The sequence below is a fragment of the Patulibacter sp. genome (genome assembly GCF_030655195.1).
In the GTDB taxonomy this organism is placed as follows: domain Bacteria; phylum Actinomycetota; class Thermoleophilia; order Solirubrobacterales; family Solirubrobacteraceae; genus Patulibacter.
In genome coordinates this window covers 1-25,923 of the sequence record NZ_JAURWA010000192.1, presented here as the reverse complement: position 1 = coordinate 25,923, position 25,923 = coordinate 1, and the positions used below count along the sequence as shown (strand labels likewise).

Genomic DNA, 25,923 nt, shown 5'->3' with positions numbered 1-25,923 from the left:
GATCGCGTGGGCGTGCGGGTCCTCCGGGGCGGCGGCCACGGCCCGGTCGGCGTGCTCGACCGCCTCGGCCGCCCGGTGGTCGACGACCAGGACGCGCGCGAGCTCGGTGCGCAGGTCCGCGTGGTCGGGGTCGTCGGCGAGCGCCCGCCGGACGACGGCCTCCGCCTCGGGCGCCCGGCCGACGGCCACGAGCGCCGCCGAGCGCTCCAGGGCCTCCCCGGCGGGGTCGCGCCCGAGCTCGGGCGCCCGGTCGACGCCGCTCACCGGCGGTGCTGCCTGAGGTAGTCGAGCAGGTCGTCGTACTCGCCGCCCTCGTCGGCGAACGTCGCGTAGCTCTTGGCGACGTCGAACCAGGCGGTGGTCGACGGACGGGCCTGCTTCGTCGCGGCCCGGAGGTCCGACCGCGTCACGGGGTCCACGCGCCCGGAGCGCACGGCACGCTCCATCGCCCGCTCGGTGGCGTCGTCGACGAGCCGGACGAGGTCGGCGCCGGAGAACAGCGCGGTGCGACCGACGATCTCGTCGACGTCCACGTCGTCCGCGGTGGGCCGGGTCTGCAGGGCGCCGCGGAGGATCGCGGCCCGGGCGGGCTCGTCAGGCGGGAGCACGAGGACCGAGCGGTCGAACCGGCCGGGACGGCGCAGGGCCGTGTCGACGTCCCACGGGTGGTTCGTCGCGCCGAGGACGAAGAGCCCGTCGTTGTCGCGCTCGGCGCCGTCGAGCTCCGACAGCAGCTGGTTGACGGTCGTCCGCACGCCCGAGTGGCGCAGCTGGCTGCGCTTCTGCCCCAGGGCGTCGAGCTCGTCGAGGAAGACGACGCACGGGGAGGACCGACGGGCGTGGTCGAAGGCGTCGCGCAGGTTCTGCTCCGAGCGGCCGACCCACATGTCGAGGACGTCGCTGATGCCGAGCGAGACGAAGCTCGCCCCGAGCTCGCCGGCCAGGGCCCGGGCGATCAGCGTCTTGCCGCAGCCGGGCGGCCCCCAGAGCAGCAGGCCGCCGCGCAGCTGGGCCCCGTAGCTCGCGCGCAGCTCCGGGTTGGCGAGCGGCCCCAGGAAGCTCAGCTGGAGCCGGTGCTTGACCTGCTCCATCCCGCCGACGTCGTCGAGCCGGACCATCGGCCGGTCGACGTCCAGCCACCCGTCGTCCGCGGCGTCGTCGTCCTCGTCGTCGTCCCACGACCCGCCGCCGACGGGTCGGCGCTGCGGGGCGTCCCGGTGGTCGTCCGGTGCGGGCGCGCCGGGGGCGGGCGGGGCGGGTGGTCGTGGACCGAGCGCCGCGGCGTAGCGGGCCGCGGCCGTCTCGTCGCCCGCCGCGCGGGCCGCGCGTGCGGCGAGGTCGAGCAGGCCGGGATCGCCGGGGTCCGACCCCAGGAGGTGCCGGCAGTGCAGCAGCGCCGCCGGGGCGTCTCCGGAGAGCAGCTCCTGCTCGGCGAGGTGCCGGCGCAGCCCGTCGTTGTCGGGCTCGCGCTCCAGCGCGTCGCGCAGGGCGTCGTTGAGGCCTCGCGACTCCGCCATGCGCCGGGACCCTACGGGCCACGGGGACCCCGCACAACGTCGACGGGGTGGGACGGACCCCGGACCCGCGACGCTCGGGTCGGGGCCCGGTCCCTCCCCCTTCGGATCAGACCTTGATCAGGATGGCGTCGCCCTGGCCCGTGCCGGAGCACGCGGTGGCGATGCCGTAGCCGCCGCCGCGACGACGCAGCTCGAGCAGCAGGGAGCCGATGATGCGGGCGCCCGAGGCGCCGAGCGGGTGGCCGAGGGCGACGGCGCCGCCGTTGACGTTGACCTTCTCGGGGTCGATGCCGAGGTCCTTGATGGTGTTCAGGGCGACGGACGAGAACGCCTCGTTGATCTCCCAGACCGCGACCTCGGAGGCCTCGATGCCGGCCTTGGCCAGCGCCTGCGCCGACGCCTTGCCGGGCGTCGTCAGGAGGTTCGGGAAGTCGCCGGCGGCCTGGCCGAAGGAGACGATCTCGCCGAGGATCTCCTTGCCGTTCTCCGTCGCCCACTCCTCGGACGCGAGGACGAGCGCGGCGGCGCCGTCGTTGACGCCCGGCGAGTTGCCGGCCGTGTGCGAGCCGCCCTTGACGAGGCCCGGGAGCTTGGCCAGGACCTCGGTCGTGGTGCCGCGGCGCGGGCCCTCGTCCGTGTCGACGACGGTGTCGCCCTTGCGACCCTTGATCGTGACGGGGACGATCTCGTCGGCGTGACGGCCGGCGTCCTGCGCGGCGATGGCCTTGTCCTGCGAGCCGGCGGCCCAGGCGTCGAGCTCCTCGCGCTTCCAGCCGTGCTCGTCGGAGACCTCGGAGGTCTCGTCGAACATCTGGCGGTGCGTGAACGAGTTCGTCAGGCCGTCGAGGACCATCGCGTCGAGGATCTCGCTGTGGCCCATGCGGTAGCCGGTGCGGCCCTTGGGCAGCAGGTACGGCGCCAGGGACATCGACTCCATGCCGCCCGCGATCGCGGGGCCGGAGTACTCGCCGGCCTTCACGTGCAGGTCGACCGTGGCGGCCGCGCGGATGCTCGAGGTGCAGACCTTGTTGATCGTCTCGGACGGGACCGTGTTCGGGATCCCGGCGGCGATCTGCGCCTGACGGGCGGTGATCTGTCCCTGACCGGCCTGGATCACGTGACCCATGACGACGTGCTCGATCTGCTCGGGCGCGACGCCGGCGCGCTCGAGCGCGCCCTTGATCGCGATGCCGCCCAGCTCGACGGGCGGGACGGTGGACAGGCCCCCGCCGAGCTTGCCGACGGGGGTCCGGGCGGTGCCCAGGATGACGGTCTTGGCCATGGTGCGGCGTCCTCTCTCGATGCTTCCCGGCACGGTCGTGCCTACGGAGGGTAGGAAGTGTATTCCGCCGTCCGTCGCACGGCGGGTCGACGCCGTCCGCCCCCGTACTCGGCGGGCTCGCTGCACGTCGTCGTAGGCTCTCCCGGGTGACCGATCCCGCGCCGTCCCCCACCGTCGGACCCTCGGGATCGGACGACCCGCCCGCGGACGCCGTCGTCGTCGGCCTCGGTCCCGACGGTCCGCTGGGGCTCCCGCCGGAGGCCCCCGCCGCGGCCCTGGCACGACTGGTCGACAGCGGCGAGGCCCGCCACGCCGTCGGCACCGTCGCCCACACGCACGGCGAGGACGGCGTGCGCTGGATCCTCGTCGGCCTCGGGAGCGACCCGACGGACGAGGACCGGCGCGCCGCCGTGGGCGCCGCCGTCCGCCACGCGCGCACCCTCCGGGCCCGCACCGTCCGGGTCGTGCTCGACGCCGCCGCGGGGGCCGGGCCGGCCGCGGAGGGCGCGACGCTGGCGCTGCACGAGCCGGCCAAGGTCGTCGGCCGTCCCGCCGCGGATCCCGACCCCGACGCCGCGACGCAGGAGGACCCCGAGGTCCGCATCGCGCGACCCGCCGGGGCGGTCGCCGACGAGGACGTCGTCGCGGCGGTCAGCCGCGGGGCGGCGATCGCCGGCGCCCAGAACGGCGCGCGCGTCCTGCAACAGCTGCCGTCCAACCACCTGACCCCGCGCCTCCTGGCCACCCGCGCGCGGGCGCTCGCCGACGAGCTGCCCGGGCTCGAGGCGACCGTGGAGGTCGGCATCGGTGCGCTGCGTCGCCGGGGCATGGGCCTGTTCGCCGCGGTCTCGCACGGCAGCGACCAGCCGCCGGCCCTGATCACCCTGCGCTGGGAGCCCGAGGGCGCGTCCGGACCGCTCCTGGGTCTCGTCGGCAAGGCGGTCACCCACGACACCGGCGGCTACTCGCTCAAGCCGCCGCTGTCGATGCGGACGATGCGCTTCGACATGTCCGGCGGCGCGGCGGTGCTCGGCGCGATGGAGGCGATCGCCCGGCTGCGGCTGCCCGTCCGCGTGCTGGCCGTCGTCTGCGCGACCGAGAACCTCGTCAACGGCTCGGCGATGAAGCCCGACGACGTCTTCACCGCCAAGAACGGCACCACGGTGGAGATCACGAACACCGACGCCGAGGGCCGCCTCGTCCTCGCGGACGGCCTGACCTACGCCCTGGAGCTGGGCGCGGAGCGACTCGTCGACATCGCCACGCTGACCGGCGGGGTCGTCACGGCGCTCGGGACCTCCCACGCCGGCCTGATGGGGCGCGACGACGCCTGGCTCGGCGACGTCACGGGGGCCGGCGAGGCGACGGGCGAGCGCGTCTGGCGCCTGCCGCTGGAGGACGCGCACCGCGAGCTGCTGAAGAGCCGGCTGGCGGACCTGACGAACTCCGGCGGCCGCGTCGCGCACCCGATCCAGGGCGCCGCGTTCCTCGAGCGCTTCACCGGCGAGGTGCCGTGGGCGCACGTCGACATGGCCGCGCTGTCGCACGACCTGCCGCGGAAGTACCTGGCGAAGGGCCCGTCGGGCTGGGGCGTGCGGCTCCTGACGGCGACGGCCGCGCGGCTCGGGGGCTGACCGGCGACCGCTAGCGTGCGGGACCGGCTCCGGCGCCCCGTCCGGCGCCGTCCCCGTCCGTCGTGCTCGCGTCCCTCCCCCGCCCCGCCCGCCTGCTGCTCCTCTGGGCCGGGCTGCTCGCCGTCTACGCAGCCGGGCTGCTCGTCCCGGCCGCGCCGGGCAAGGACCTCTCGTCGACCGAGGCCCACCGGCTGCTGGCGGCGCACTCGATCGTCACGGACGGCGACCTCGACCTGCTGGACGAGTACATCGCCCGTCCGTGGAACTCGTGGGGCGGCGTCGTCGGCCTGAAGGACGGTCGCCTGACCTCGAACGTCGCCGTCCAGCGGGACGCGAACGGCCGGGAGGGTCCGCCCCTGGCGCCCGGCGGCTACATCGAGCCGACGGGCCTGGGCCTGGGTGCCGTGCTGGCGCCCGCGTACTGGGTCGGCCGCACCACCGGCGCCGGCGGGCCGCTCGCCGTCCAGCTGTGGTGCGCCGCGCTCCTGGCCGCCGCGTTCGTCGTCGCCCTGGGCCTGGCGCGGCGGATCGTGCCCGACCCCTGGGCGACGCTCGGCGTGCTGTCGGTGGCGATCTCGCCGCCGGTGGTGATCGGCGCCACGCAGATCGGCCCCACCGGGACCACCGCGCTCCTGCTGACCGGGGCGGTGGCCACCGCGCTGGCGGTGCGCGACCACCCCCGGGCGGGTGCTGCGCTGTCCTGCGCGGTGCTCTGCGGGCTGATCCCGTGGATCTGGCTGCCCCTCGCCCCCGCGGCCGTCGTCGTCGCCGCCGCCCTGACGCGCTGGATGCGCCGCCGTCGGCGCGGGCTGATGGGCTTCCTGGCGCTCGAGGTGCTGCTGCTCTCGGCGTTCATCCTCCTGACCGTCAACGACCGCATCTACGGCGGGCCGACGCCGTGGGCGCCCCAGGTCGGCTGGTCGCTGCCGACGTTCTTCGACGGCGTCGACGGAGCACTGGCGCGGGTCGTGACCTCGCCCGTCGGACTGCTCCTGGACCGCGACTTCGGGCTGCTGCGCTGGGCCCCCGTGCTGGCCCTCGTCGGCGTCGCCGTCTGGCGCCTCCTGCGGTGGCGCCGGCAGCGCCTGTTCCGCGTCTTCGCCGACGAGATCCACGTCGAGGTCAGCGTCCTCTTCCTGCTCCTCGTCTTCGTCGCCGCGACGGTCCCCTACGCGATCCTCTCCCCCTGGCCGGCGACGAACTGGCTCGGCGGGGCGGGCGCCGCAGCGGCGCTGCCGGTCGTGGCGGCGGTCGTCGGCTGGGCGTGGCAGCGGGTGCCCCGGGCGGGCGCCGCGCTGACCGCGATCACCGTGGTCGGCACGCTCTGGTTCCTCGGGGCCGGGCTCCTCGACGGCGACGCCGGGACCGACCCACCGCGCGGCGCGCTGCCCTGGGCGGGCGCCGAGCGGATCCTCCCCGAGATCCGTCGCTGAGCCGGGGGCCCGCTCAGCCCCCGCCGGGCTCGAGCCGCCGGGCGTCCTCCGCCGCGATCCAGCGCCGGACCAGCACCGTCCGCACCCGCACGCCGAGCACCGCCCCGACCGCGCACGCGACGGAGGCCACGGCGACGGCCGGGGCGTCCTGGCGTGGGCCGACGACGACGAGCCACACCGCGACCGCCCCGTAGCCGACGGCGCCGAGGCCCAGGCCGGCGAAGAGCGAGACGGCCACCCCGAGACCCATCAGACGCAGGCCCGGCCGGGGCCGGTGCCAGTCGTCGGGCAGCGGGGCGTGCCCTCGGGACGCGAAGACGTCCGGGAGTCGCGGGGCACGCACGCCGCGCACCCTACCGTCGGGTCCGGGGCGCGCCGGGACGACGTGCGGGCCGCCACCGGCCTAGGCTGGGGCGGTGGCGACCGACTCCACCCCCGCCCGTCCCGTCGGCGGGCACGAGGACCCGCCGTCCGGCGCGGACGACGCACCCGGCCCCGGCCCGGCGCCCGACATTCGCCGTCCTCCGGCCCCCGCGCGCGGCGGGCTGCTGCACCTGCTGCGCCACGCCCGCGAGCACCGGATGCTCCACTGGCGCTACGGGGTGCTGTTCGCGCGGGCGCTGCGGATCAAGCTGAAGTACCGCGACCGCGTGCAGTTCGACGGCCCGGCGTTCATCTGTCCCGGGGTGCACTTCGAGATCGGACCGAACGCCGTCGTGCGGCTGGGCCGGTGGAGCTGGATCGGCGACGACACGAAGATCCGCTGCCACGAGGGCGTCATCGAGCTGGGCGCGAAGAGCGTGATCGGCCAGGAGTGCACGCTCTCGACGTACGAGCGGATCTCGATCGGTCGGGAGTGCATCGTCGCCGACCGCTCGATGTTCATCGACTTCGACCACTCCGTCGCCTGGACCGACGCGCCGATCCGCGTCCAGGGCATCTACACGCGGCCGGTGACGATCGGGCACAACGTCTGGATCGGCTACGGCGCCGCCGTCCTGCGCGGCGCGACGGTCGGCGACAACGCCGTCGTCGGGACCTACGCGGTGGTCACGAAGGACGTGCCGACGAACGCCGTCGCGGCGGGCGCCCCGGCCCGCGTGGTGCGGATGCGCGACGCGCCGACCCGGATGGTCTGGGCGGACCCCCACGACGTGCCGCTGCCCGACGCCGACCGGCGCCGGCTCCTGCGCGAGGACGCGAAGCGCTGGAACAAGCCGGTGCCCGCCGAGGCCCTCGAGCCGGAGGACCGGCCCTGAACGGGCGCGGTCTCATGCCGCTCTCACGCTTCGTGAGAGCTCTCTGAGGAGGCCGCATCGGACACCGTCGACGGTGTCACTCTGGCTCCACCAGACGGCCTCCGGCGCCGTCGCATCCCCCAGGAGCCCCCGTGTCCCCCACCTCGACCACCCCACGTCCCGCCGCGCGCCGTCGGACCGCCGCGCGGCGCGGCGCGGGCATCGGTCTGCTCGCCGCCGTCGGCGCAGCCTCGCTGCTGGCGCCGTCCGCGGCCTCGGCGGCCCGCGTCACGTCGCTGCAGCCGTGGAAGCCGACCAACACCTACCTGGCGAAGGACGACATCGACGGCCGCGCGGCGCCGCAGCTCGAGCCACGCGCCCGGGTGAACCACGTCCGCAAGGGCAGCTGGGTGCGGATCTCCTGCCAGACGACCGGGCAGATGGCCTACGGCTCGAGGATCTGGGACAAGGTCGGCGACCTCTACGTCCCCGACCAGCTCCTGAAGACCTACACGGACGGTCCGCTCCGTGGGGTGCCCAGGTGCGGTGCGGGTGCACCGGCCCCCACGACCCCGGCCCCCGCCCCGACGCCGCAGGCGCCCGCCACGAACGCGCTCTGGCAGGTCGCCCAGAACGCGGCCTTCGGCCCGCGGCCCGCCGACGCATCGCGGATCGTGGAGGACACCCCGGCCGAGACGGGCCGGGACGGCGTGGTGATGCTGCGGCTGTTCATCCCCGACAGCCAGGCCGGCGGCCGCCTGCTCAAGGGCGACGGGCGGGGCTGGAACAGCTTCCCGTCGCAGTCGGTCCCGTCCCGTGCGTCGCTGTTCTGGGACACGCGCACCGGCAAGGTCTCGCTGACGGTCGATCCGACGCACATCTCCGACGCCCTGCCCGGGGAGTTCTGGGGCCTGGAGTACCGCGGCATCCCCGGCCCGATCCCCGGGGGCGTCTTCTGGCCCAAGAAGTACCCCGTCCCCTCCGGTCTCGCGGGCGGGACCACGCGCGCGGCGCTGCCGATCACGAACTACTCCAGCGAGAGCTCCGTGCGCAGCACGGACTTCAAGGCCCGGTCGAACAACACCGCAGCGATCTACGGCTCGAGCAGGACCGACACGGTCTACGTGAAGATGTCGCTCCTGAACTCCGTGACGAACTCGATCCCGATCGGGGCGTGGAGCGTCGACACGAAGATCACGATCAAGCGGAACCCGTCGGGCAGCTTCAAGGTCCACACCGAGGGCAACGGCTACCCCGCCGTCGAGGCGTACTACTACCCCAAGGTGGCGGGCGGCTCCACGCGGACGCTCTTCCTGCGCCGCATCCACCCGTGGGCGTACGACCGGTCGATCAAGGTCGGCTTCCTGCCGCGCGTCGGGACCGGCACGGTGGACCCGGGCGGAGGAATCGCGGCGCTCGACGTCGCCTCGGACCTCAGCTGCGACAGCCGCACGGACGGCGGCAGCGACTGCGACCGCGACGGCATGGGCGCGAACCCGCTGCCGAACCTGATCGCCCCGGACTCCTACGGGACGAGCGCCTCCGACACGGCCGGCTGAACGGCCACCGCTCCCGGAGGGCGGGCGCCGCGACCGCGGCGCCCGGGCCGACCGGGTCCCCCGACGATCGTCCCCGGGACGCCCCGGGGACCGAGGTCCGGGCCCGGTCAGCCGCGCTTGCGCGCGACGACCATCAGGTTGTAGAAGATCCCCGCCGGCAGCCGGCCCTCGAGCAGCCGCCGGTCGACCTTCTGGAAGAAGAGGTAGCCCTTGAAGGCGTACATCTTCCAGCCCCACGGCACGTCCTCGTCCCGGGCCGACGCCTCGAGACCGCGGTTGAACCAGCCGAACCAGTTGGCGGCCAGCTCCTCGCCCCGGACGTCGACCTTCTGGAAGCCCGCGGCGTCGATCGGCGCGCGCAGCTCGGCGGGCACGAAGGCGTGGACGTCGACCTGCGACTCCAGCGCGTGGTTCTCGGCGCCACCGTCGTCGTGGCCGTGCTCGGCCGGGCGCGCCTTGATCGCGCGGCGCCAGAGCGGGGACACGCGGTCGGCGGCGCGCTTGGGCACCACCGCGATGCGGTCGCCGTTGCGGGAGGGCTCTCCCGCGAAGAGGATCGCGCCGCCGGGCTTCAGGACGCGGTGGAACTCGGAGAACGCGCGCTCCAGATCCGGGATGTGGTGCAGGACCGCGTGGCCGAGGACGAGGTCGAACGACTCGTCCTCGAACGGCAGGCGCTCGGCGTCGGCGACGAGCGCCTCGACCTGCAGGCCCTGCTCCGCCGCGTTCTTCTCGAGCGCCGCGATCATGCCCGGCGAGATGTCGGTGGCCACGGCCGACCCGACGATGCCTGCCTTCAGCATGTGCAGCGTGAAGTAGCCGGTCCCGGCGCCGATCTCGAGCGACCGGCCGAACGTCGGCAGCGGCTTCCCGAGCAGCTTCTCGAGCTTCTGGCGGACCTGGTCGGCCCCGACGTCGCCCCAGTCGATCCCCCACTTGTGGTCGTACTGCGCCGCGGCACCGTCGTGGTAGCGCGTGTTGAGGTCGCGGATCCGCTCGGCGACCTCGGGCTCGGCAGCGGCGCTACCAGTGGTAGGAAAGGGACTCATGGGCCGTGGCAGTCTACGGGCCGCCGACCGTCGGCAGCGTGGTGGCGGTCACGGCGGCGAACCGGCGGCGGACGGTGCCTCTGCCGTAGATTCCGCGCCGATGCCCGACGCGCCGCCCCTGTACCTCCAGCGGGACCAGCCCGAGGGCGTGCCGCCCCTGTCGCTCACCGGCGAGCGGACGCTGCCGGACGTGCCGGAGGAGAACTACTGGTACCGGCGCCACCTCGTCGTCTACGAGTGGATCGCCGCGCGGGTCGCCGCCCGCGCCGCCGCCGGCCCCGACGGGGGCGCGCCGCAGAAGGTCGTCGACCTGGCCTGCGGCGAGGGCTACGGCACCGCCGTCCTCTCGCGCGCCGCGTCCGAGGCGGTCGGGGTGGACGCCAACCCCGAGGCCTACGAGCACGCCCGGCTGCGCTACACCGACGCGCGCACCCGCTTCGTCCGCACGCTCGTGGAGACCTTCGACGAGCCCTGCGACGTCCTCGTCTTCCTGCAGACGATCGAGCACGTGCAGGACCCCGACGCGATCCTCGAGCGCTTCAAGGCGCTGATCGGACCCGGTGGCGAGGCGTACGTCTCCACGCCCAACCTGCTGACGCTCGCACCCCCCGGGGCCGAGAAGTCCGAGAACCCGTGGCACGTCAAGGAGTACCGCGCCGGGGAGTACCGCGAGTTGCTGGAGCGCCACTTCGGCCACGTCGAGATCCTCGGCCTCTACCACGCGCGGAAGCTGCGGCTGCACGCCTGGGTCATCGAGCACGCCGGCTGGGACCGCGTCCACAAGGCGCTGCGGATCACGAAGCCGTTCTACGACCGCTTCACGCCCGCGATCGCGGCGTCGGACTTCGTCCTGCGCTCCGAGGCCGACGGCGCGGACCTCGACGCCGCGCTGGACTTCGTGGCCGTCCTGCGACCGTGACGGGCGACGTGGCGGCGCGTCCCGGCGCGGACGACGGCCGCCGCGATCGCACGGACGGTGCCGCGGACGGCGCGTCCCGGGGCTCCCGCGGCCCGGGCGCCCTGGCGATCGTCCTCCACACCCACCTCCCGTACGTCGAGGGCTTCGACACCTGGCCCTTCGGCGAGGAGTGGCTGTGGGAGGCCGCCGCCACCTGCTACCTGCCGCTGGTCGACCTGCTGGACCGGCGCCCCGACGCGCGGGCGCTGACGCTCTCCGTCACGCCGGTGCTCGCCGACCAGCTCCGCGGGCCCGGGGTCGCGGAGCGCTTCCGCGCCTTCCTCGACGACACCCGGGAGGACGTCTACGCCCGCGAGATCGAGGGGTTCCGCGCCGGCGGGCACGAGGACGAGGCCCGCGCGCTCGTCGAGCTGCTGGAGCACTACCGCGCCGCCCGCCCGGCTGCGGACGACGACGAGGGCATCGCCGGCGGGCTGCTGCGCCACGCCGCGTGGACGTCGAGCGCCACCCACGCCGTCCTCCCGCTGGTCGCCACCCCCGAGGCCCTCCGGGTCCAGCTCGCGACGGGCACGGCGAGCCACCACGACCGGACGGGCCGCTGGGACGGCGGCCTGTGGCTCCCGGAGTGCGCCTACGACCCGGCGCTCGACGGGGCGCTGGCCGGGGCCGGGGTCCGCGCCGCCTGCGTCGACCTCACCGACCACCTGGGCCACGGGGATCCGCGGCACCTGCGGCCGTGGGCGACGGGCGCGGGCACGACGCTCCTGCCGATCGACCGCGCGCTGATGGACCTCGTGTGGTCCGACGGTGCGATGCCCGCCGCCGCGGCCTACCGCGACACCCACCGCCGGACGACGTTCCACCTGCAGCCGTGGAGCAACGACGGCCGGGCGTGGGACCCCGGACGGGCGCTGGCGCAGGCCCGGGAGGACGCCGCGGCGTTCGTCCGCGCGGCCGTCGCCCGCGTCGCCGACGGCGGACTCGCGGTCGTCGCGCTGGACACGGAGTTCCTCGGCCACTGGTGGCTCGAGGGGCCGTGGTGGCTGGAGGCCGTCCTCGACGAGGCCGCCCGACAGGGCCTGCGGATCGTCCACGCCGACGACGCCGCGGCCGCCGCCCGGGCCCGTGGCGAGGTCGCGCCGCTGCCGCCGGAGGCCCGCCGGACGTCGACCTGGGGCACGCCGCGGGACCTCTCGACCTGGAGCGGCCGCCGGGTCGCCGACCTGGCGTGGGAGACCCGGGCGCTGGAGCTCGACGTCGTCGCCGCCGGACCGGCCGCGACCGAGCGCGCCTGGCGCGAGCTCCTCGCCGTGCAGTCCAGCGACTGGGCGTTCCTGCGCACCCGCGGCACGGCCGGGGACTACCCGACGCGTCGCTTCGACGGGCACGCCGTGGCGCTGCGCCGCGAGCTCGCGACCCCGGGCGGCCTCGTGCCCGACCTGCGCGGCCTGGCACCGCGCCTGGCCGGGACCGCCGCTCAGTCGCCGGCCTCGCGGTACCGGGCCGCCGCGCGCTCGCGCTCGACCTTGTGGTCGACGATCGGCTCCGGGTAGTCCTCGCCGATCACGCAGCCCGCCGCGTCCTGCTCCTCGCGGCTCATCTTCCACGGCTCCTGGATCCGCGCGTCCGGGACGTCGGCGAGCTCCGGCACCCACCGGCGGACGTACCGGCCGTCGGAGTCGAACCGGCTCATCTGCCGCGTCGGGTTGAACATCCGCTGGAAGTACGGCTTGGGGTCCACGCCGATCGACGTGACCCACTGCCAGTTCCCGTCGTTCTGGGTCGGCTCGCCGTCGAGCAGCAGCGCGTAGAAGTGCCGCTCGCCGGCGGTCCAGTCGATGTGCAGGTCCTTCGTCAGGAACGAGCCGACGATCATGCGCGCGCGGTTGTGCATCCAGCCGGTCGAGGCGAGCTGCCGCATCCCGGCGTCGACGAGCGGATAGCCGGTCCTCCCGGCCTTCCAGGCCTCGAGCGCCTCGTCGTCGACCTCCCAGGTCAGGTCGCGGTACTTCGGCTGGTGCGCCCGGTGGCGGTCCTCGGGGTGGAAGAGGTAGACGTGGGCGTAGAAGTCCCGCCAGGCGAGCTGGCGGACGAACGCGGCAGGTCCCTCGCCGCTCAGCTTCCGCGCGCGGGCCTCGAGCCAGCGGGGCGAGATCGTGCCCCACCGCAGGTGCGCCGACAGGCCGCTGCCGCCGCCGGCCGCGCGGGTCGACCCGTCCTTGCCCGCCAGGGCGTCGTGGAGCTCGTGGTACTCCTGGATCGGCCCGTCGAGCCAGGCGCGGGCGGCCCGGAGCCCGGGCTCCTCCCCCGGCTCCGCGAACGGCTCGGGCACGTCGGGCCGCCCGTCGGCCCCGAGGTCGTCGGGAGCGGGCAGGCCGTCGCCGCCGACCTGGGGCACGGAGAGCTCGCGGGGCGCGTCGAGCACCTTGCGGCGGTCGAGATGGTCCCAGGCGCGCCCGAACGGCGAGAAGACGACGTAGGGCTTCCCGCCGCCGGTGCGGGGCTCCGACGGGTCGGCGACGTACTGCCCCGGACACGGGACCGCGCGCACGCCTGCGTCCTCCAGGGCCTTCGTGACGCGCTCGTCGCGGCGGCGGGCGTACGGGCTGGCGTCGCTGGTCCACCGGACGGCCTCGGCCCCGACCTCCTCCGCCAACGCGACGAGGACGTCCGCCGGATCACCGCGGCGGACGATCAGCCGTCCCCCGCGGTCGCGCAGCGCGGCGTCGAGCTCGCGCAGGCAGCCGGCGAGGAAGTGCGCGCGTGGACCGCTCGCGGCCGAGCCCTCGACGATCGCGGGATCGACGACGAAGACGGGGACGACGCGGTCGGCGTCGGACGCCGCGCCGTGCAGCGCGGGGTGGTCGCGGACGCGGAGGTCCCGCCGGAACCAGACGATCTCGGTGGAGGACATGCCCGGGCTACGTACCCGCTCCGGGGCCCGGACGACCGGGGGCGGTCGAAGGGCGTCGCGCGGCGGCGTAGAGTCAGGGGGCATGGACGCCGTCGATCCCGACCTGCCGCTGTTCCCGCTCGGCCTCGTGGCCCTGCCCGGCGAGCAGGTGCCCCTGCATCTCTTCGAGGACCGCTACAAGGAGCTCGGTGCCCGCTGCATCGACGAGGACCGCGAGTTCGGGATCGTCCTGGTCGACGAGGACGGTCCGCGCTCGATCGGCTGCGCGATGCGGGTGACCGAGGTGCTCCAGCGGTTCGAGGACGGGCGGCTGGACGTCGTCACGCGCGGCACGCGCCCGTTCCGGGTAATCGAGGAGCACCACCGCCACCCCTACGCCTCCGCGCACGTCGAGTTCCTCGAGGACGAGGCCGAGGCGCTGGACCACGACGCCGCCGCCGCGGTCCGCCAGGCCTACGCGTCGCTCGCCAACCAGGCGACGGAGCACGAGGTCTCCCCCGCCGAGCTCGTCGCCGCGGGCTCCTACGACCTGGCCGCCTCCGTCGAGTTCGCGCCCGAGGCCAAGCAGCAGCTGCTCGAGGCCCGGTCCGAGAACGCCCGGCTGCGCCAGCTGCTCGCGCTGCTCCGGGCGGCGCTGAAGCGCCTGGAGTTCGCCGACCTCGCCGAGGTGCGGGGCGCCAGCAACGGTGTCGTCCGCTTCGGATGAGCGACGCGCGGGTCCGCGCCGCCCGCCCCGAGGACGAGGACGCGGTGCTGGCGCTCGTCGGCGCGGACGAGATCTCCCGGGCCAGGGTGCCGGGAGCGTGGCCGACGGACGGCCAGCGGGCCGGCTTCCGCCGGATCGTCGCCGCGGACGAGCACGAGCTGCTCGTCGCCGACCGGGACGGCTCCGTCGTCGGCGTCGTCCAGCTGTCGTTCCTGCCCGAGTTCGCGCGCGACGGGGACCGCGCCCAGCTCGAGACGATGCACGTCGCGGAGAGCGAGCGGCGGCGCGGGACCGGCCGGGCGCTCGTCCAGGACGCGATCCGCCGGGCGACCGACCACGGCTGCAGCGTGGTGCAGCTGACCAGCGGCACGTTCCGCCCCGAGGCCCACCGGTTCTACGACGCGCTGGGCTTCACATCGACGCACGTCGGCTTCAAGCTCCAGCTCTAGGACCGTCAGGGCTCGGCCCGACACTCCTCGAGCGTCCGGCGCTGGACCCCGTCGTCGTCGAAGTTCCCCGGCGCCAGCCACGCCCGGAACGCCGCGCCGATCCGCGGCCACTCGCCGTCGAGGATCGAGAACCACGCCGTGTCGCGGTTGCGGCCCCGCACGACCATGTCCTGGCGGAACGTCCCCTCGTAGGTGAAGCCGAAGCGCTCGGCCGCCCGCCGGGAGCGGGCGTTCAGCGCGTTGCACTTCCACTCCAGCCGGCGGTTGCCCAGCTCGTCGAAGGCGTGGGCGGCGAGCAGGTGCACCGCCTCGGTCGCGGCGGGCGTCCGCTGGAGCGCCGACCCGAACCACACGTGGGCGATCTCGATGCGCCCCTGCGCCGGTGCGATCCGGGCGTAGGCGATCATCCCCGCCGGCACGCCGTCGGATGCGCGGAGGATCGCGTAGAAGCGCTCGTCGGCGGCGGTGGGCAGCGACGCGAGCCACGCAGCGAACGCGGGCTCGTCGGCGAACGGCCCGTACGGCAGGTAGTCCCACAGCCGCGGGTCGCCGGCCGCGGCCGCCCGCCACAGGCCGGCCCCGTGCCGGGCGGGGTCGAGCGGCTCGAGCCGGACGTGCGTGCCGTCCAGCACCTCGTCCCCGGGCGGACGGGCCCCGGAGAAGTCCACGGGTGGCCCCTGTGGCGCAGACGTCATGCGGGCGACGATAGTGGGCCGGTCCGGGACGACCCAGGGCCGGTCCCGACGCGGTGGACCGCCGTGCCTCACCGGACACGGCCGTGGCCGTCATGGGCCGGACGCCTCTGTCGGGCCCGACGCGGCGACGGTCATCGCCCGGGTCGGCGCCTACGCCTCGGGCACCGTCGCGGCCCGCCGTCGCGACCAGCCCGAGCCGAGCAGCGACCCACCGATCACCAGGACGATGCCCGCGACCATCGCCGCGGTGACGGTCTCGTCGAGGAACGCCGTGCCGTAGACGATCGCGAACACCGGGGCCAGGTAGGTGACGAGCATCGCGCGCGACGGACCGACCTCGGCGTTCAGGGTGAAGAAGATGACGTAGGCGATGCCCGTGCCGACCGCTCCGAGGAGCACCAGCGCCAGGACGGTCCCCGCCGCCGGGGCCGGCGGCAGCCCCGACGGGACGGCGAAGAGCCCGGTGATCGCCGTCGACCAGAGGAGCGTGGCGGCCGAGGCGGCCAGCGGCGGCATGCCGCGCAGGCGCACCCGGGAGAGCGTCGCGCCGATCCCGTAGCCCAGCGCCGCGGCGACGAGCGCCAGACCGGCCACGACGAGCTCGCCGTCCCCCGACAGGTCGACGCCGAAGAGCAGGACGACCCCGACGAAGCCGATCCCCACCCCGAGGACGCCGCGACGTCCCAGCGCGGTGTCGGGGACGAAGCGCCCGGCCAGGAGGACCGTGAAGAGCGGCGCCATGGCGACCAGGACGCCCGCCAGGCCGGAGTCCAGCCGGCGCTCGCCCCACGAGATCAGCAGGAACGGCAGGGCGATCTGGGCGGCGGCGATCGGCGGCATCCAGGCCGCGTTGCCGGTCAGGGGCCGCCAGCCCAGGCGCTGGACGGCGATCGCGGTGACGACCAGCGCCCCCAGCCCGATCCGCAGGAAGGCGACCCAGGCCCACGGGATCCCGTCGTCGAGCGCGACCTTGATCAGGGCGTAGCTGCCGCCCCAGATGCTCGCCAGGGCGAGGAGCAGCGCGGTCTGCCGACGGGTCACCGCGCGAGGATGCCACGCCGGCGACGGCGCACGGCGGACGCCCCGCCGGGGTGCGCCGGGACGGGGGCTCCCAGGCCGGGGAGCGTCCCGCCCGGCCTCCGGCTCAGCTCCGCCCGGCGGCCCGGCGGATGACCGCGGCGCAGAGGCCCGGGTCGTCCGTGAACGGCACGTGCCCGCAGCCCGAGAGCGTCACGTGGCGGGCCTGCGGCAGCGCCGCTCGCGCTCGCGGGGCCTGGGTCCAGTACGGCAGCAGCAGGTCGCGGGAGCCCCACGAGACGGTGACCGGGATGCTCCCCGGCAGCTCGTCGCCGTGCTCGAAGTCGTACTCGTCGAAGCCCCGCAGCGCGGCGGCGAAGGCCGGGGCGGCCCAGGCGTCGCGGAGGGTCGCGGCGGCCTCGTCCCCCGGCGTCTGCCACGCGCGGCCGTAGAGGGTGCCGGCGATCGCCACGCGACCCAGCGGGGTCCGCACCGCGGCCGAGACCGCGGGGCGCAGCGGCCCCGGCAGGCCGGAGAGCGCGGCGAGCAGGCCCTGGGCGTACTTCCGCTCCGCCGGCGACCAGAACCCGGCGGGCGAGACCGCGTGGGCGCTGCGCACGACGCCCATGCGGGCGAGCTCCAGCGCGATGCCGCCGCCCATCGAGTTGCCCGCGACGTGCGGCCGGTCCAGTCCCCGCTCCTGGAACCACGCCGCGTACGCCGCGGCGTAGGCGGGGATGGTGCGCGGGGTGCCCTCCGGCAGCTCCGGCGAGCCCGCGAAGCCGGGCGAGTCGCAGGCCAGCACGTCGAACTCGCGGGCCAGCTCGGGGATCACCGGCGACCACGCCTGCCAGTGGTGGCCGATGCCGTGGATCAGGACGAGCGGCTCGCCCGAGCCCTCGCGGTGGTGGTTGATGACGGGCACGTCGGGGGCCTTCCCTGTCGATCCGGTTGCGGTGGTGGTGTGGGTCGCGGTCATGCCACGGGGACCGCGTCGTCCTGCTCGACGAGCTCCGCGGCGCGCCCCACGACCTCGTACTCGGCGAGGTCCAGCTCGCGGGTGAGGCGGCGGTACTCGACCATCTGCCCCGGCCAGTTGTTGACGATCCGGCCGTCGGGCCCCTGGCGGTACCAGGAGTCGCAGGCCGACCAGACCGACGCCCGCAGGCGGTCCTGCACCTCGCCCGTGGAGCGGCGCTGGACCTCGGGCCGCAGGTCGACGGCGGCCGCGCCGGAGGTGCGCAGCCTGCGCAGCGCGTCGAGGACGTAGCCGACCTGCGCCTCGATCATCACGACGATCGAGCCGAAGCCGAGGTTCGTGTTTGGGCCGTAGAGCAGGAAGAGGTTGGGGAAGCCCGAGACGGTGATCCCCAGGTGCGCCTCGGCCCCGTCGGCCCAGGCGTCGGCGAGCCGGCGCGCGGGCCCGTCGCCCCGGGTCGCGGTGACCTCGATCGGGGCGACGAACTCGTGCGTCCTGAAGCCGGTGCCCCAGATCAGGACGTCGACCGGGCGCTCGGTCTCGCGTCCGTCGGGCTCGCGGACGACCACGCCCGTCGGCGTGATCCGCGCGATCGGGTCGACCACGACCTCGACGTCGTCGCGGACGAGCGCCGGCAGGAACGCCGAGCTGAAGAGGACGCGCTTGCAGCCGATCGGGTAGTCGGGCAGCAGCTTGGCGCGGTCCGCCGGGTCCTTGACCTGGTTCTTCATGTGCCAGCTCGACCAGGCGCGCAGGCCCAGCCGGATCGCCGGCACCCGGGTCTGGCCGAGGATCCCGGACTCCATGAACGCCCACATCGCCCCGCGGCGCAGGCCCTGCAGGCCGGGGATCCGCTCGATCGCCCGCCGCGCCCACGGTGCGTAGGGCCGGTTGCGGCGCGGCAGCATCCAGTTGGCGGTGCGCTGGTAGACGTCGAGGTGCCCCGCCGCCTCGGCGACCGGCGGCACGAACTGCGCCGCGCTGGCGCCCGTGCCGACGACCGCGACGCGGCGGCCCTCGAGCGGGACGTCGTGGTCCCACTCCGCGGAGTGGAAGCTCGCCCCCGCGAAGTCCTCGCGACCGGGGATCGACGGGAAGGCCGGCTTCGACAACTGGCCGCAGGCCAGGACCAGCTGCGCGCAGGTCAGCGGCTCCCCGTCCTGGATCCGTACCGTCCAGCGCTTCGTCGCGTCGTCCCACTCCACGCGGTCGACGGTCACGCCGCACCGCACGCGCTCGGCCAGCCGGTGGTGGCGGGCCACCTCGCCCAGGTACGCGTTGATCTCGGGCTGCGGCGAGCAGGGCCGGGACCAGTCGCGGCGCTGGTCGGTCGACAGCGAGTAGAGGTACGACGGGACGTCGCACGCCGCACCGGGGTAGACGTTGTCGCGCCACACCCCGCCGAGGTCGTCGGCCTGCTCGAGCAGCAGCCAGTCGTCCTGGCCGGCCTGGCGCAGGCCGACGGCCATCGCGATGCCGCTGTACCCGCCGCCGACGACGATCGTCCCGACGTCGACGTCGGGACGCGTCCGGCCCGTCGTCCGCGGCAGCCCCGCGAGGAGACCGCTCACGCAGCGGCCCCGGAGGCCGCCGGCGGGGCCGCGACGCCCGCGCCGACGCGCCCGCGGATGAGGTCGGCGGCCCGCTCGGCGATCATCATCGTCGGCGCGTTCGTGTTGCCGCCGGTGATGACGGGCATGACCGACGCGTCCGCCACGCGGAGCCCCTGCAGGCCGTGGACGCGCAGCTCGGAGTCGACGACGGCGCCGTCCGCCGTGTCGCTCATGAGACACGTGCCGACGGGGTGGTAGATCAGCATGAGGCGCTTGCGGATGTCGTCCTCGAGGTCCTCGTCCTCGACCACGGACGGCCCGGGCTTGATCTCCCGGACGATCTTCGACGCCAGCGGCTCCTGCGCGGCGATCTCGCGGGCGAGCTTCATGCCGGCGACGAGGGAGCGCAGGTCGTCGGGGTGCTCGAGCGAGTTCGTGAGGATGCGGGCCTTGGCCTCGGGGTCCTTCGAGGCGAGCCACACCTTGCCGCGCGACTTCGGCGACACGAGCGTCGGAGCGATCACGACGGCGTGGCCGTCGAACGTCTCCTCCCCGTGGTTCTCGTAGTAGGCGGCGCCCATGTGGAACTGGATGTCGGCCGCGGGCAGGCCCGGCCGGGTGCGCACGAACGCGTTGATCTCGGCCACCGTCGAGGTCAGCTTGCCGCTGCGGCGCAGGGCCCACTCGAGGAGGTGCTTCGGCTTGTCGGCCTGGTAGAGCGTGTCCGTGTCGTTCACCTCGAACAGCGCGCCCAGGAACGGGTGGTCCTGCAGGTTGTAGCCGACGCCCGGCAGCTCGTGGCGGACCTCGACCCCGACCTCGCGCAGGTCGTCGGCGTTGCCGATGCCCGAGAGCTGCAGGATCTGCGGGGAGCCGATCGCGCCGGCGGAGAGGACGACCTCGCGGGCGGCGGAGGCGACGGCCTCCTGGCCCTTCCGGCGGTACCGGACCCCGGTGACCCGGGTGCCGTCGAGCTCGAGCCCGAGCACCAGGGCGCCCGTGATCACCTCGAGGTTCGGGCGGCGCATCGCGGGCTTGAGGTAGGCGTCGGCGGAGCTCCAGCGCCTGCCGTTCTTCTGGAAGACCTGGAACGGCGCGACCCCGTCCTGCTCCGACCCGTTGTAGTCCGTGGCGCGCGGGATGCCGGCGGCGACGGCCGACTCGAGCAGGTCCTTGCCGATCCGGCGCGGCGAGCGCTGCTCGGAGACCTCGACGGGGCCGCCGACGCCGTGGAACTCGTCGGCGCCGCGGGCGTTGTTCTCGGCGCGCTTGAAGTACGGCAGGACGTCGTCCCAGCCCCAGCCCGGCGCGCCCTGGCCCTCCCACAGGTCGAAGTCCAGCGGCCGGCCGCGGACGTAGAGCATCGCGTTCATCGAGCTCGAGCCGCCGAGGGACTTGCCGCGCGGCACGTACATCGTCTTGCCGTCGACGTACGGCTCGGGCTCGGTCGAGTAGTCCCAGTCCATCTTCGTGTGGAACTGGTTCGGGAACGCCGCCGGGATCTTGACGTTGACGCTCCCGTCCTTGCCGCCGGCCTCGAGCAGCAGGACGCGGACGTCCGGATCCTCGCTGAGCCGGTTGGCGAGGACGCAGCCGGCGGAGCCGGCTCCCACGATCACGTAGTCAGCACTGGGCATGGCCCAGTCTCTCCGTCACCGGAGGGCTCGATGCAGTGGTTTGGCCACAACATGACACCGTGTCGCCATGGCCGGGGACCAGCCGATGGCGCGTCGCCGGGCGTACCGGCCGTGCGGGTCCACGCGAGCTTCGGCCGGCCGCGCGCGACGCGGCCCGGACCCCGGCCCGGACGGCTCCGGCCCGGGCCCCACCGTTCCCCGCTCAGGCCGTCGCGGTCGCCCCGCCGCGCCGCGGGTCCGCCGCCGCGGCCAGCGTCCCGGTGCCGGGATCGCGGCGGACGAGCTGGACCCCGCCGAAGAACAGGTTCGGCTCGCGGAACTCGACGAGCGTGCGGCCGCTCGTCCAGTCGCCCTCCGCGTCCCGCAGACCGGGCTCCGCGTAGACCACGCCGTCCTCGAGGTGGACGCGCGGGGCGTCGACCGCCTCGGCGGGCCCCAGCCCGTGGTCGACGAGCCCGACGACCGTCTGCAGCAGCGCGGAGCGGATCCGGCTGGAGCCCGCGGACCCGAGGATCGCCTCGACGCCGCCGCCCCGTGCGGCCGGGGGCAGGACGGCGGTCGGCGCCATCATCGACGGCATCCGCCGGCCGGGCGCGAACGCGGCGGGCGCGTCGGCCCCGCCCCCGGCGCGCAGCCGCGGGTTGAGGTCCTCCTCCCCCATCACGTTGTTCAGGTGGATCCCCGTGCCCGGGACGACGACGCCGGAGCCCTCGCCGTTGGTCGTCGTGATCGCGCACGCCAGGCCGTCGGCGTCGATCACCGAGAGGTGGGTGGTCGACCCCAGCCGCAGCGCGAGCAGCTCGTCGGCGAACCCGGGCCGCACGAGGCCCTCCTCGAACGCGTCGGTGCGCTCGGCCTCGGCGTCGGCCATCGCGGCGATCAGGGCGGCGGGACCCGGCGCGCCGTCGGGGCCCGTCGCCCGGTCCAGCCGCCCCAGGGCCAGGGCCAGCAGGACGCCGCCGGCCGACGGCGGCGGGACGGTCAGGACGGTGCGGTCCCGGTAGGGGACGCGGACCGGGTCGCGCTCCACCGCGCGGTAGCCCGCGAGGTCCGCACGGGTCAGGACCCCGCCGTGGCGACCGCACCAGTCGACGCACGCGGCGGCCAGGTCGCCGTCGCGCAGCGGCGCGGCGCCGTCGCGGCCGAGCCGCTCGATCGTGTCGCCGAGCTCGGGGTCGCGGAACGGCTCGCCCTCGGTCAGCAGCGCGCCGTCCGGCCACCACAGCGCACGCGACTCCGGCGTCAGCTCGAGGATCGGGCGCAGGAGCGCCGCGACGAACGCCTGCTGGCGGTTGAGGACCACGCCCTGGCGCGCCAGCGCGGCGGCGGGCGCCGCCAGGTCGGCCAGCGGCAGGCGACCCCACCGGGCGTGCAGCCGCTCCAGGCCGTCCATCAGCCCGAACGCGGCGACGGACGCGGCGCCCGCGTGGAAGACCTGGTGGGCGTCGCCGAAGTCGACGTCGACGGCGACGAGGTCCGCGAGCGGGTCGCGGGCGGCGCGGCGCTCCTCGTCCACCCCGGCGGGGTGCAGGCCCGGGACCTGGCAGAACGCGTCGATGGCGACGGCCGGGCCGTCCGTCGGCACGGCGAGCAGGTGCCCGCCGGCGGCCGGTCCGGTCAGGAGCGGCTCGCAGACCCAGGAGGCCAGGGCGCAGGCGACGGCGGCGTCGGCGGCCGATCCGCCCTCGCGCAGGACGCGGGCCCCGATCTCGGCGGTGCGCGGGTGACCTGCGGCGACGGTGCCGCGGGACGGAGCCATGCGCGCATCCTCCCAGGCCGCACCGCGGGTCGTCCCGGGGCGGGCGGACCGCGCCCTCCCCGCACGGCACCGCCGGCGCCCGGCCGCGCCGCCGGACGCCCCGGAACGACGACCGGCCGCCTCTCGGCGGCCGGCTGGCGTTCGTCGTCCGGGCGCTCCGCAGGCCCGGGCGGCTCAGCGGTGGCGCGGGGCGAACTCGGGGACGCCCCAGCCGCCGCCACCGCCCGAGCCGCCGCCGGCCCGGGTGGACGGCGTCGCTGCGGGCTCCTGGCGGCGCGCGGGACGCGGCGCGCGGGCGACCTCGCGGCTCGCGCGCACCGGCTCGCGCTCCTCGCGCGGCTGGGTGCGACGGACGCTGGTCGGGGCCACGTCGGCGGGGTGCAGGTGCGGCTGGTGGTCGTAGCCGGTCGCGACGACGGTCACCCAGACCTCGTCGCCCATCTTCTCGTCGACCTGCGCGCCGAAGATGATGTTCGCGTCGGGGTGCGCGGCGGCGCCGATGGCCTCGGCGGCCTCGTTGATCTCCCACAGCGAGAGGTCGCCGCCGCCGACGACGGACAGCAGGATCGCCTTGGCGCCGTCCATCGACGTCTCCAGCAGCGGGGAGGAGACGGCGCGCTCGGCGGCCTGGACCGCGCGGGACTCGCCGGTGCCGTGACCGATGCCCAGCAGGGCCGCGCCGCGGTCCTGCATGATCGTCCGGACGTCCGCGAAGTCGAGGTTGATCAGGCCCGGGACCGTGACCAGCTCGGAGATCCCCTGGACGCCCTGGCGCAGGACGTCGTCGGCGACGCGGAAGGCGTCGACCATCGACGTGTTGCGCTCGAGGACCGAGAGCAGCCGGTTGTTCGGGACGACGATGAGGGTGTCGACCTCCTCGGACAGCTCGCGGATGCCGGTCTCGGCGGACTCCGCCCGGCGCTTGCCCTCGAAGGCGAACGGCTTGGTGACGATGCCGACGGTCAGCGCGCCGAGCTCGCGGGCGATGCGCGCCACGATCGGGGCGGCACCGGTGCCGGTCCCGCCACCCTCGCCGGCGGCGATGAAGACCATGTCGGACCCGCGGAGGGTCGTCTTGATCTCGTCGTACTCCTCCATGGCGGCGGTGCGGCCGACGCCCGGGTTCGCACCGGCGCCGAGGCCGCGCGTGGAGGACTGGCCGATGTGGATCGTCGCGTCCGCGGCGGAGTCCAGCAGCGACTGCGCGTCGGTGTTGATCGCGATGAACTCGACGCCGGTGATGCCGGCCTCGACCATGCGGTTGACGGCGTTGGTGCCGCCGCCGCCGACGCCGACGACGCGGATGACCGGACCGTAGGCGTTGTGGACGGGCTGCTTGCGCTCGCCCCACGCCTCGACGGTCGCGGCGGTCTGCGCGACGTGGTCGACGAAGCCGCCGGCCCCCGCCCGGGAGATCTCGTCACGGGTCGGCTCGACGTCCGACAGGCCGAGGATCTGCTCGGGGTCGGCGTCGAGGCCGACGCGCGCGGGGTAGCGCGAGTCGTGCGCCGCGGCCGACGCGGCGGGCGCCTGGGCGGCCGGCGAGTCGTCCGTGCGACGGAAGAGGTCGGCCAGCGGGCCTTCGCGGAGGCTGGAGCGGTTCGGGTTCTGCGGGGTCATGAGCGGAGCACCTCTTGAGCAAGGTCGCGGTAGGCCTGGGCGGCCGTACTGTCAGGGTCGTAGCGGAGCACCGACATCCCCTTGACGGGGGCCTCGGCGAAGCGGATGGTCTTCCGCACGCGGGTCACGAACATCTCGTCGCCGAAGTGCTCCTCGAGCATCTCCAGCGCCTCCTTGGCGTGCACGGTGCGGGTGTCCAGCAGGGTCGGGAGGATCCCCTGGATCACGAGGTCCGGGTTCAGCTGCTCCCGGACCATGTCGACGGTCTGGCGCAGCTGCGCGAGCCCGCGCAGCGACAGGTACTCGGCCTGGACGGGCACGATGACCTTGGACGCGGCGCAGAGGGCGTTGATCGTCAGCAGCCCGAGGCTGGGCGGCGTGTCGATGCAGACGAAGTCATAGTCGTCCTTGACGGCGCGCAGGGCGCGCTCGAGCGCGCGCTCGCGGCCGATCATCGGCGCCATCGCGACCTCGGCCGAGGCCAGGTCGATCGAGGCGGCCGCGACGTCGATCTCACGCGTGTGCGTGACCTCGGCGATCGGGTGGCCCTGGACGAGCACGTGGTACATCGACGGGACGACCTGGTCGGGGTCGAGGCCCTGCGACATCGTCAGGTTGCCCTGCGGGTCCAGGTCGACCGCCAGGACGCGGTGGCCCTGCTCCTTCAGCGCGACGGCCAGGTTCAGGGTCGTGGTCGTCTTGGCGACCCCGCCCTTCTGGTTGGCCATGACGATGACCGTCGGGCCCTTCGTGACCGGCGGGGCCGGCACGGGCTGCTGCACCACGGCGTGGCGGGGTGCCGCGGGGGCGCGGTCCAGCGCCGAGCCGAAGGCGGCGCGGGCGACGTGGGGCGTGAGGGGCTGATGGGACACGGTGCGGGGGCCGGGCGTCGGGACGTCGGCGGGTCTTGAGTTCGCCGGTCCCCCCGGCGTTCCTTCCCCGGATCGCACATCCGCCCGCCCGATCGCCCGGCGGACCCGTCCGCGACCGGCCCCCGGCGCCCCGGCCGGACGCCGGGCGGAGGGCCGGGGCTCGCCGACGACGGTCCGGGCGGGCGGCGACGCCGCCCCGGCGACCCGGCCCGTAGGATCGGCGCCGATGGCCGACGACCTGCTCCAGCGGCGCCTCGTCGTCGTGACCGGCAAGGGCGGCGTGGGCAAGTCGACCGTCGCCGCGGCCCTCGGCGTCCTCGCCGCCCGGGCGGGACTGCGCGCGGTCGTCGCCGAGGTCGGCCGCCGCGGCGACGTCCTCGACACGCTCGTGCCCCCGGCCGACCCGTTCGCCGGCGGCCCACCGACCGAGGACGACGGCGACCGCTTCGTCGAGCGCCCCGTCCCGGTGCCGGGCGCGAGCGGTTCGCTGCACCACGTCTCGGTCTCGCCCGAGGCCGCGCTCCGCGAGTACCTGCGCGACCAGCTGCCGATCGCCGGCGTCGCCGACTTGCTGGGCTCGGGCAGGATCTTCACCGGGCTGACCGCCGCGACCCCGGGCCTGCGCGAGCTGCTCGCGCTCGGGAAGGTCTGGGAGCTCGCCCAGCCCGAGCGCCGGACGCCGGGCGCCCGGCCCTACGACCTCTGCATCCTCGACGCCCCCGCGTCGGGCCACGCGACGACGATGCTCGGGGCGCCGGCGCAGTTCGCCGCGACCGCCCGGGTCGGCCCGGTCGCCCGTCAGGGCGCGACGATCGCCGCGACGCTCACGGACCCGGCGCAGACGGCGGTGGTGCTCGTCGCCGCCCCCGAGGAGCTGCCGGTGTCCGAGCTGCTGGAGCTGGAGGAGGCGCTGGTCGACCGCACCGGCGTGCACGTCGTCCTGGGCGTCGTCAACGGCGTGCTCGCCGACCGCTTCTCCGCCGCGGAGCGCGACGCGCTGGCCGCCGGTGCCGCGCACGACCCGGCGATCGCCGTCGCCGACGCGCACGCCCGCCGCTCGCAGGACCAGCAGCGCCAGCTCGCGCGCCTGC

At 75.4% G+C, this 25,923-nt stretch carries 23 protein-coding genes; 9 read left to right on the top strand and 14 right to left on the bottom strand.

Going from position 1 to position 25,923, the window contains the following annotated elements:
* The 3 genes from Q7T67_RS20490 to Q7T67_RS20480 form a co-directional block, all read right to left on the bottom strand.
* A partial coding sequence (locus Q7T67_RS20490; protein ID WP_304794404.1) for a tetratricopeptide repeat protein occupies positions 1–264 on the bottom strand: 264 nt, incomplete at its 3' end.
* Positions 261–1,517: a 26S protease regulatory subunit gene (locus Q7T67_RS20485; protein WP_304794401.1), complete on the bottom strand. Its 1,257-nt coding sequence runs from the start codon at positions 1,515–1,517 to the stop codon at positions 261–263. The genes Q7T67_RS20490 and Q7T67_RS20485, both read right to left, overlap by 4 nt.
* A gap of 106 nt (positions 1,518–1,623) precedes the next feature.
* Positions 1,624–2,799, bottom strand: coding sequence for an acetyl-CoA C-acyltransferase (locus tag Q7T67_RS20480; RefSeq protein WP_304794398.1), 1,176 nt, complete (start codon positions 2,797–2,799; stop codon positions 1,624–1,626).
* Positions 2,800–2,945: 146 nt separating this feature from the next.
* Here Q7T67_RS20480 and Q7T67_RS20475 point away from each other — a divergent pair, with 146 nt between their 5' ends.
* Positions 2,946–4,433, top strand: a complete 1,488-nt coding sequence (locus Q7T67_RS20475; protein ID WP_304794395.1) for a M17 family metallopeptidase — start codon at positions 2,946–2,948, stop codon at positions 4,431–4,433.
* A 62-nt stretch (positions 4,434–4,495) separates the two neighbouring features.
* Positions 4,496–5,866, top strand: coding sequence for a hypothetical protein (locus Q7T67_RS20470; protein ID WP_304794391.1), 1,371 nt, complete (start codon positions 4,496–4,498; stop codon positions 5,864–5,866).
* Between the two features lie 13 nt (positions 5,867–5,879).
* Here Q7T67_RS20470 and Q7T67_RS20465 read toward each other — a convergent pair whose 3' ends face one another.
* On the bottom strand, positions 5,880–6,209 hold the full coding sequence (locus tag Q7T67_RS20465) for a hypothetical protein (RefSeq protein WP_304794388.1): 330 nt from the start codon (positions 6,207–6,209) through the stop codon (positions 5,880–5,882).
* Positions 6,210–6,282: 73 nt separating this feature from the next.
* Here Q7T67_RS20465 and Q7T67_RS20460 point away from each other — a divergent pair, with 73 nt between their 5' ends.
* Positions 6,283–7,125: a DapH/DapD/GlmU-related protein gene (locus Q7T67_RS20460; protein ID WP_304794385.1), complete on the top strand. Its 843-nt coding sequence runs from the start codon at positions 6,283–6,285 to the stop codon at positions 7,123–7,125.
* 131 nt (positions 7,126–7,256) lie between these two features.
* A complete protein-coding gene (locus Q7T67_RS20455; protein ID WP_304794382.1) occupies positions 7,257–8,663 on the top strand; it encodes a hypothetical protein in 1,407 nt (468 codons plus the stop codon).
* Positions 8,664–8,770: 107 nt separating this feature from the next.
* Here the strand turns inward: Q7T67_RS20455 and Q7T67_RS20450 are convergent, their stop codons facing one another.
* Positions 8,771–9,712, bottom strand: a complete 942-nt coding sequence (locus Q7T67_RS20450; RefSeq protein WP_304794378.1) for a class I SAM-dependent methyltransferase — start codon at positions 9,710–9,712, stop codon at positions 8,771–8,773.
* Between the two features lie 100 nt (positions 9,713–9,812).
* Between Q7T67_RS20450 and Q7T67_RS20445 the strand changes: the two genes are divergently transcribed.
* The gene (locus Q7T67_RS20445; RefSeq protein ID WP_304794375.1) at positions 9,813–10,631 is read left to right on the top strand and encodes a bifunctional 2-polyprenyl-6-hydroxyphenol methylase/3-demethylubiquinol 3-O-methyltransferase UbiG; all 819 of its coding nucleotides are present in this window, start codon (positions 9,813–9,815) and stop codon (positions 10,629–10,631) included.
* Between the two features lie 8 nt (positions 10,632–10,639).
* A complete protein-coding gene (locus tag Q7T67_RS20440; protein WP_304794372.1) occupies positions 10,640–12,184 on the top strand; it encodes a 1,4-alpha-glucan branching protein domain-containing protein in 1,545 nt (514 codons plus the stop codon).
* Here the strand turns inward: Q7T67_RS20440 and Q7T67_RS20435 are convergent.
* Complete coding sequence (locus Q7T67_RS20435) at positions 12,109–13,545, bottom strand: deoxyribodipyrimidine photo-lyase (RefSeq protein ID WP_304794369.1); 1,437 nt, start codon at positions 13,543–13,545, stop codon at positions 12,109–12,111. The two genes, Q7T67_RS20440 and Q7T67_RS20435, sit on opposite strands and share 76 nt — an antisense overlap.
* Before the next feature lie 82 nt (positions 13,546–13,627).
* Here Q7T67_RS20435 and Q7T67_RS20430 point away from each other — a divergent pair, with 82 nt between their 5' ends.
* Together Q7T67_RS20430 and Q7T67_RS20425 are read left to right on the top strand one after the other, a co-directional pair.
* The gene (locus tag Q7T67_RS20430; RefSeq protein WP_304794365.1) at positions 13,628–14,251 is read left to right on the top strand and encodes an LON peptidase substrate-binding domain-containing protein; all 624 of its coding nucleotides are present in this window, start codon (positions 13,628–13,630) and stop codon (positions 14,249–14,251) included.
* Complete coding sequence (locus tag Q7T67_RS20425; protein WP_304794362.1) at positions 14,248–14,700, top strand: GNAT family N-acetyltransferase; 453 nt, start codon at positions 14,248–14,250, stop codon at positions 14,698–14,700. Before Q7T67_RS20430 ends, Q7T67_RS20425 begins: the two co-directional genes overlap by 4 nt.
* Positions 14,701–14,705: 5 nt before the next feature.
* On the opposite strand, the gene Q7T67_RS20420 is transcribed toward Q7T67_RS20425, so the two are convergent.
* From Q7T67_RS20420 to Q7T67_RS20385, 8 genes are all read right to left on the bottom strand, one after another.
* On the bottom strand, positions 14,706–15,395 hold the full coding sequence (locus Q7T67_RS20420; protein WP_304794359.1) for a GNAT family N-acetyltransferase: 690 nt from the start codon (positions 15,393–15,395) through the stop codon (positions 14,706–14,708).
* A gap of 150 nt (positions 15,396–15,545) precedes the next feature.
* Positions 15,546–16,436: a DMT family transporter gene (locus Q7T67_RS20415; RefSeq protein ID WP_304794356.1), complete on the bottom strand. Its 891-nt coding sequence runs from the start codon at positions 16,434–16,436 to the stop codon at positions 15,546–15,548.
* 103 nt (positions 16,437–16,539) lie between these two features.
* Positions 16,540–17,337 (bottom strand): alpha/beta fold hydrolase, encoded by a 798-nt coding sequence (locus tag Q7T67_RS20410; RefSeq protein ID WP_304794353.1) that lies wholly within the window; start codon positions 17,335–17,337, stop codon positions 16,540–16,542.
* A 50-nt stretch (positions 17,338–17,387) separates the two neighbouring features.
* Positions 17,388–18,962 carry an NAD(P)/FAD-dependent oxidoreductase gene (locus Q7T67_RS20405; protein ID WP_304794350.1) on the bottom strand — a complete coding sequence of 525 codons (1,575 nt, stop codon included), beginning with the start codon at positions 18,960–18,962 and terminating at the stop codon, positions 17,388–17,390.
* Positions 18,959–20,581 carry a GMC family oxidoreductase gene (locus Q7T67_RS20400; RefSeq protein WP_304794347.1) on the bottom strand — a complete coding sequence of 541 codons (1,623 nt, stop codon included), beginning with the start codon at positions 20,579–20,581 and terminating at the stop codon, positions 18,959–18,961. Before Q7T67_RS20400 ends, Q7T67_RS20405 begins: the two co-directional genes overlap by 4 nt.
* 202 nt (positions 20,582–20,783) lie before the next feature.
* Complete coding sequence (locus Q7T67_RS20395) at positions 20,784–22,340, bottom strand: gamma-glutamyltransferase (protein WP_304794345.1); 1,557 nt, start codon at positions 22,338–22,340, stop codon at positions 20,784–20,786.
* A 174-nt stretch (positions 22,341–22,514) separates the two neighbouring features.
* A complete protein-coding gene (gene ftsZ, locus Q7T67_RS20390; RefSeq protein ID WP_304794342.1) occupies positions 22,515–23,960 on the bottom strand; it encodes a cell division protein FtsZ in 1,446 nt (481 codons plus the stop codon).
* Positions 23,957–24,832 (bottom strand): ParA family protein, encoded by an 876-nt coding sequence (locus tag Q7T67_RS20385; RefSeq protein WP_304794339.1) that lies wholly within the window; start codon positions 24,830–24,832, stop codon positions 23,957–23,959. Before Q7T67_RS20385 ends, ftsZ begins: the two co-directional genes overlap by 4 nt.
* A 226-nt stretch (positions 24,833–25,058) precedes the next feature.
* On the opposite strand from Q7T67_RS20385, the gene Q7T67_RS20380 reads away from it, so the two are divergent.
* The coding region (locus Q7T67_RS20380) for an ArsA-related P-loop ATPase (protein WP_304794336.1) at positions 25,059–25,923 on the top strand (865 nt) is incomplete at its 3' end.

Bases quoted from the DNA above. Each gene is read 5' to 3' on its own strand.
- Q7T67_RS20435 (WP_304794369.1), bottom strand. From the start codon at position 13,545: ATGTCCTCCACCGAGATCGTCTGGTTCCGGCGGGACCTCCGCGTCCGC.
- ftsZ (WP_304794342.1), bottom strand. From the start codon at position 23,960: ATGACCCCGCAGAACCCGAACCGCTCCAGCCTCCGCGAAGGCCCGCTG.
- Q7T67_RS20445 (WP_304794375.1), top strand. From the start codon at position 9,813: ATGCCCGACGCGCCGCCCCTGTACCTCCAGCGGGACCAGCCCGAGGGC.
- Q7T67_RS20425 (WP_304794362.1), top strand. From the start codon at position 14,248: ATGAGCGACGCGCGGGTCCGCGCCGCCCGCCCCGAGGACGAGGACGCG.
- Q7T67_RS20395 (WP_304794345.1), bottom strand. From the start codon at position 22,340: ATGGCTCCGTCCCGCGGCACCGTCGCCGCAGGTCACCCGCGCACCGCC.
- Q7T67_RS20450 (WP_304794378.1), bottom strand. From the start codon at position 9,712: ATGAGTCCCTTTCCTACCACTGGTAGCGCCGCTGCCGAGCCCGAGGTC.
- Q7T67_RS20420 (WP_304794359.1), bottom strand. From the start codon at position 15,395: ATGACGTCTGCGCCACAGGGGCCACCCGTGGACTTCTCCGGGGCCCGT.
- Q7T67_RS20485 (WP_304794401.1), bottom strand. From the start codon at position 1,517: ATGGCGGAGTCGCGAGGCCTCAACGACGCCCTGCGCGACGCGCTGGAG.
- Q7T67_RS20480 (WP_304794398.1), bottom strand. From the start codon at position 2,799: ATGGCCAAGACCGTCATCCTGGGCACCGCCCGGACCCCCGTCGGCAAG.
- Q7T67_RS20400 (WP_304794347.1), bottom strand. From the start codon at position 20,581: ATGCCCAGTGCTGACTACGTGATCGTGGGAGCCGGCTCCGCCGGCTGC.
- Q7T67_RS20430 (WP_304794365.1), top strand. From the start codon at position 13,628: ATGGACGCCGTCGATCCCGACCTGCCGCTGTTCCCGCTCGGCCTCGTG.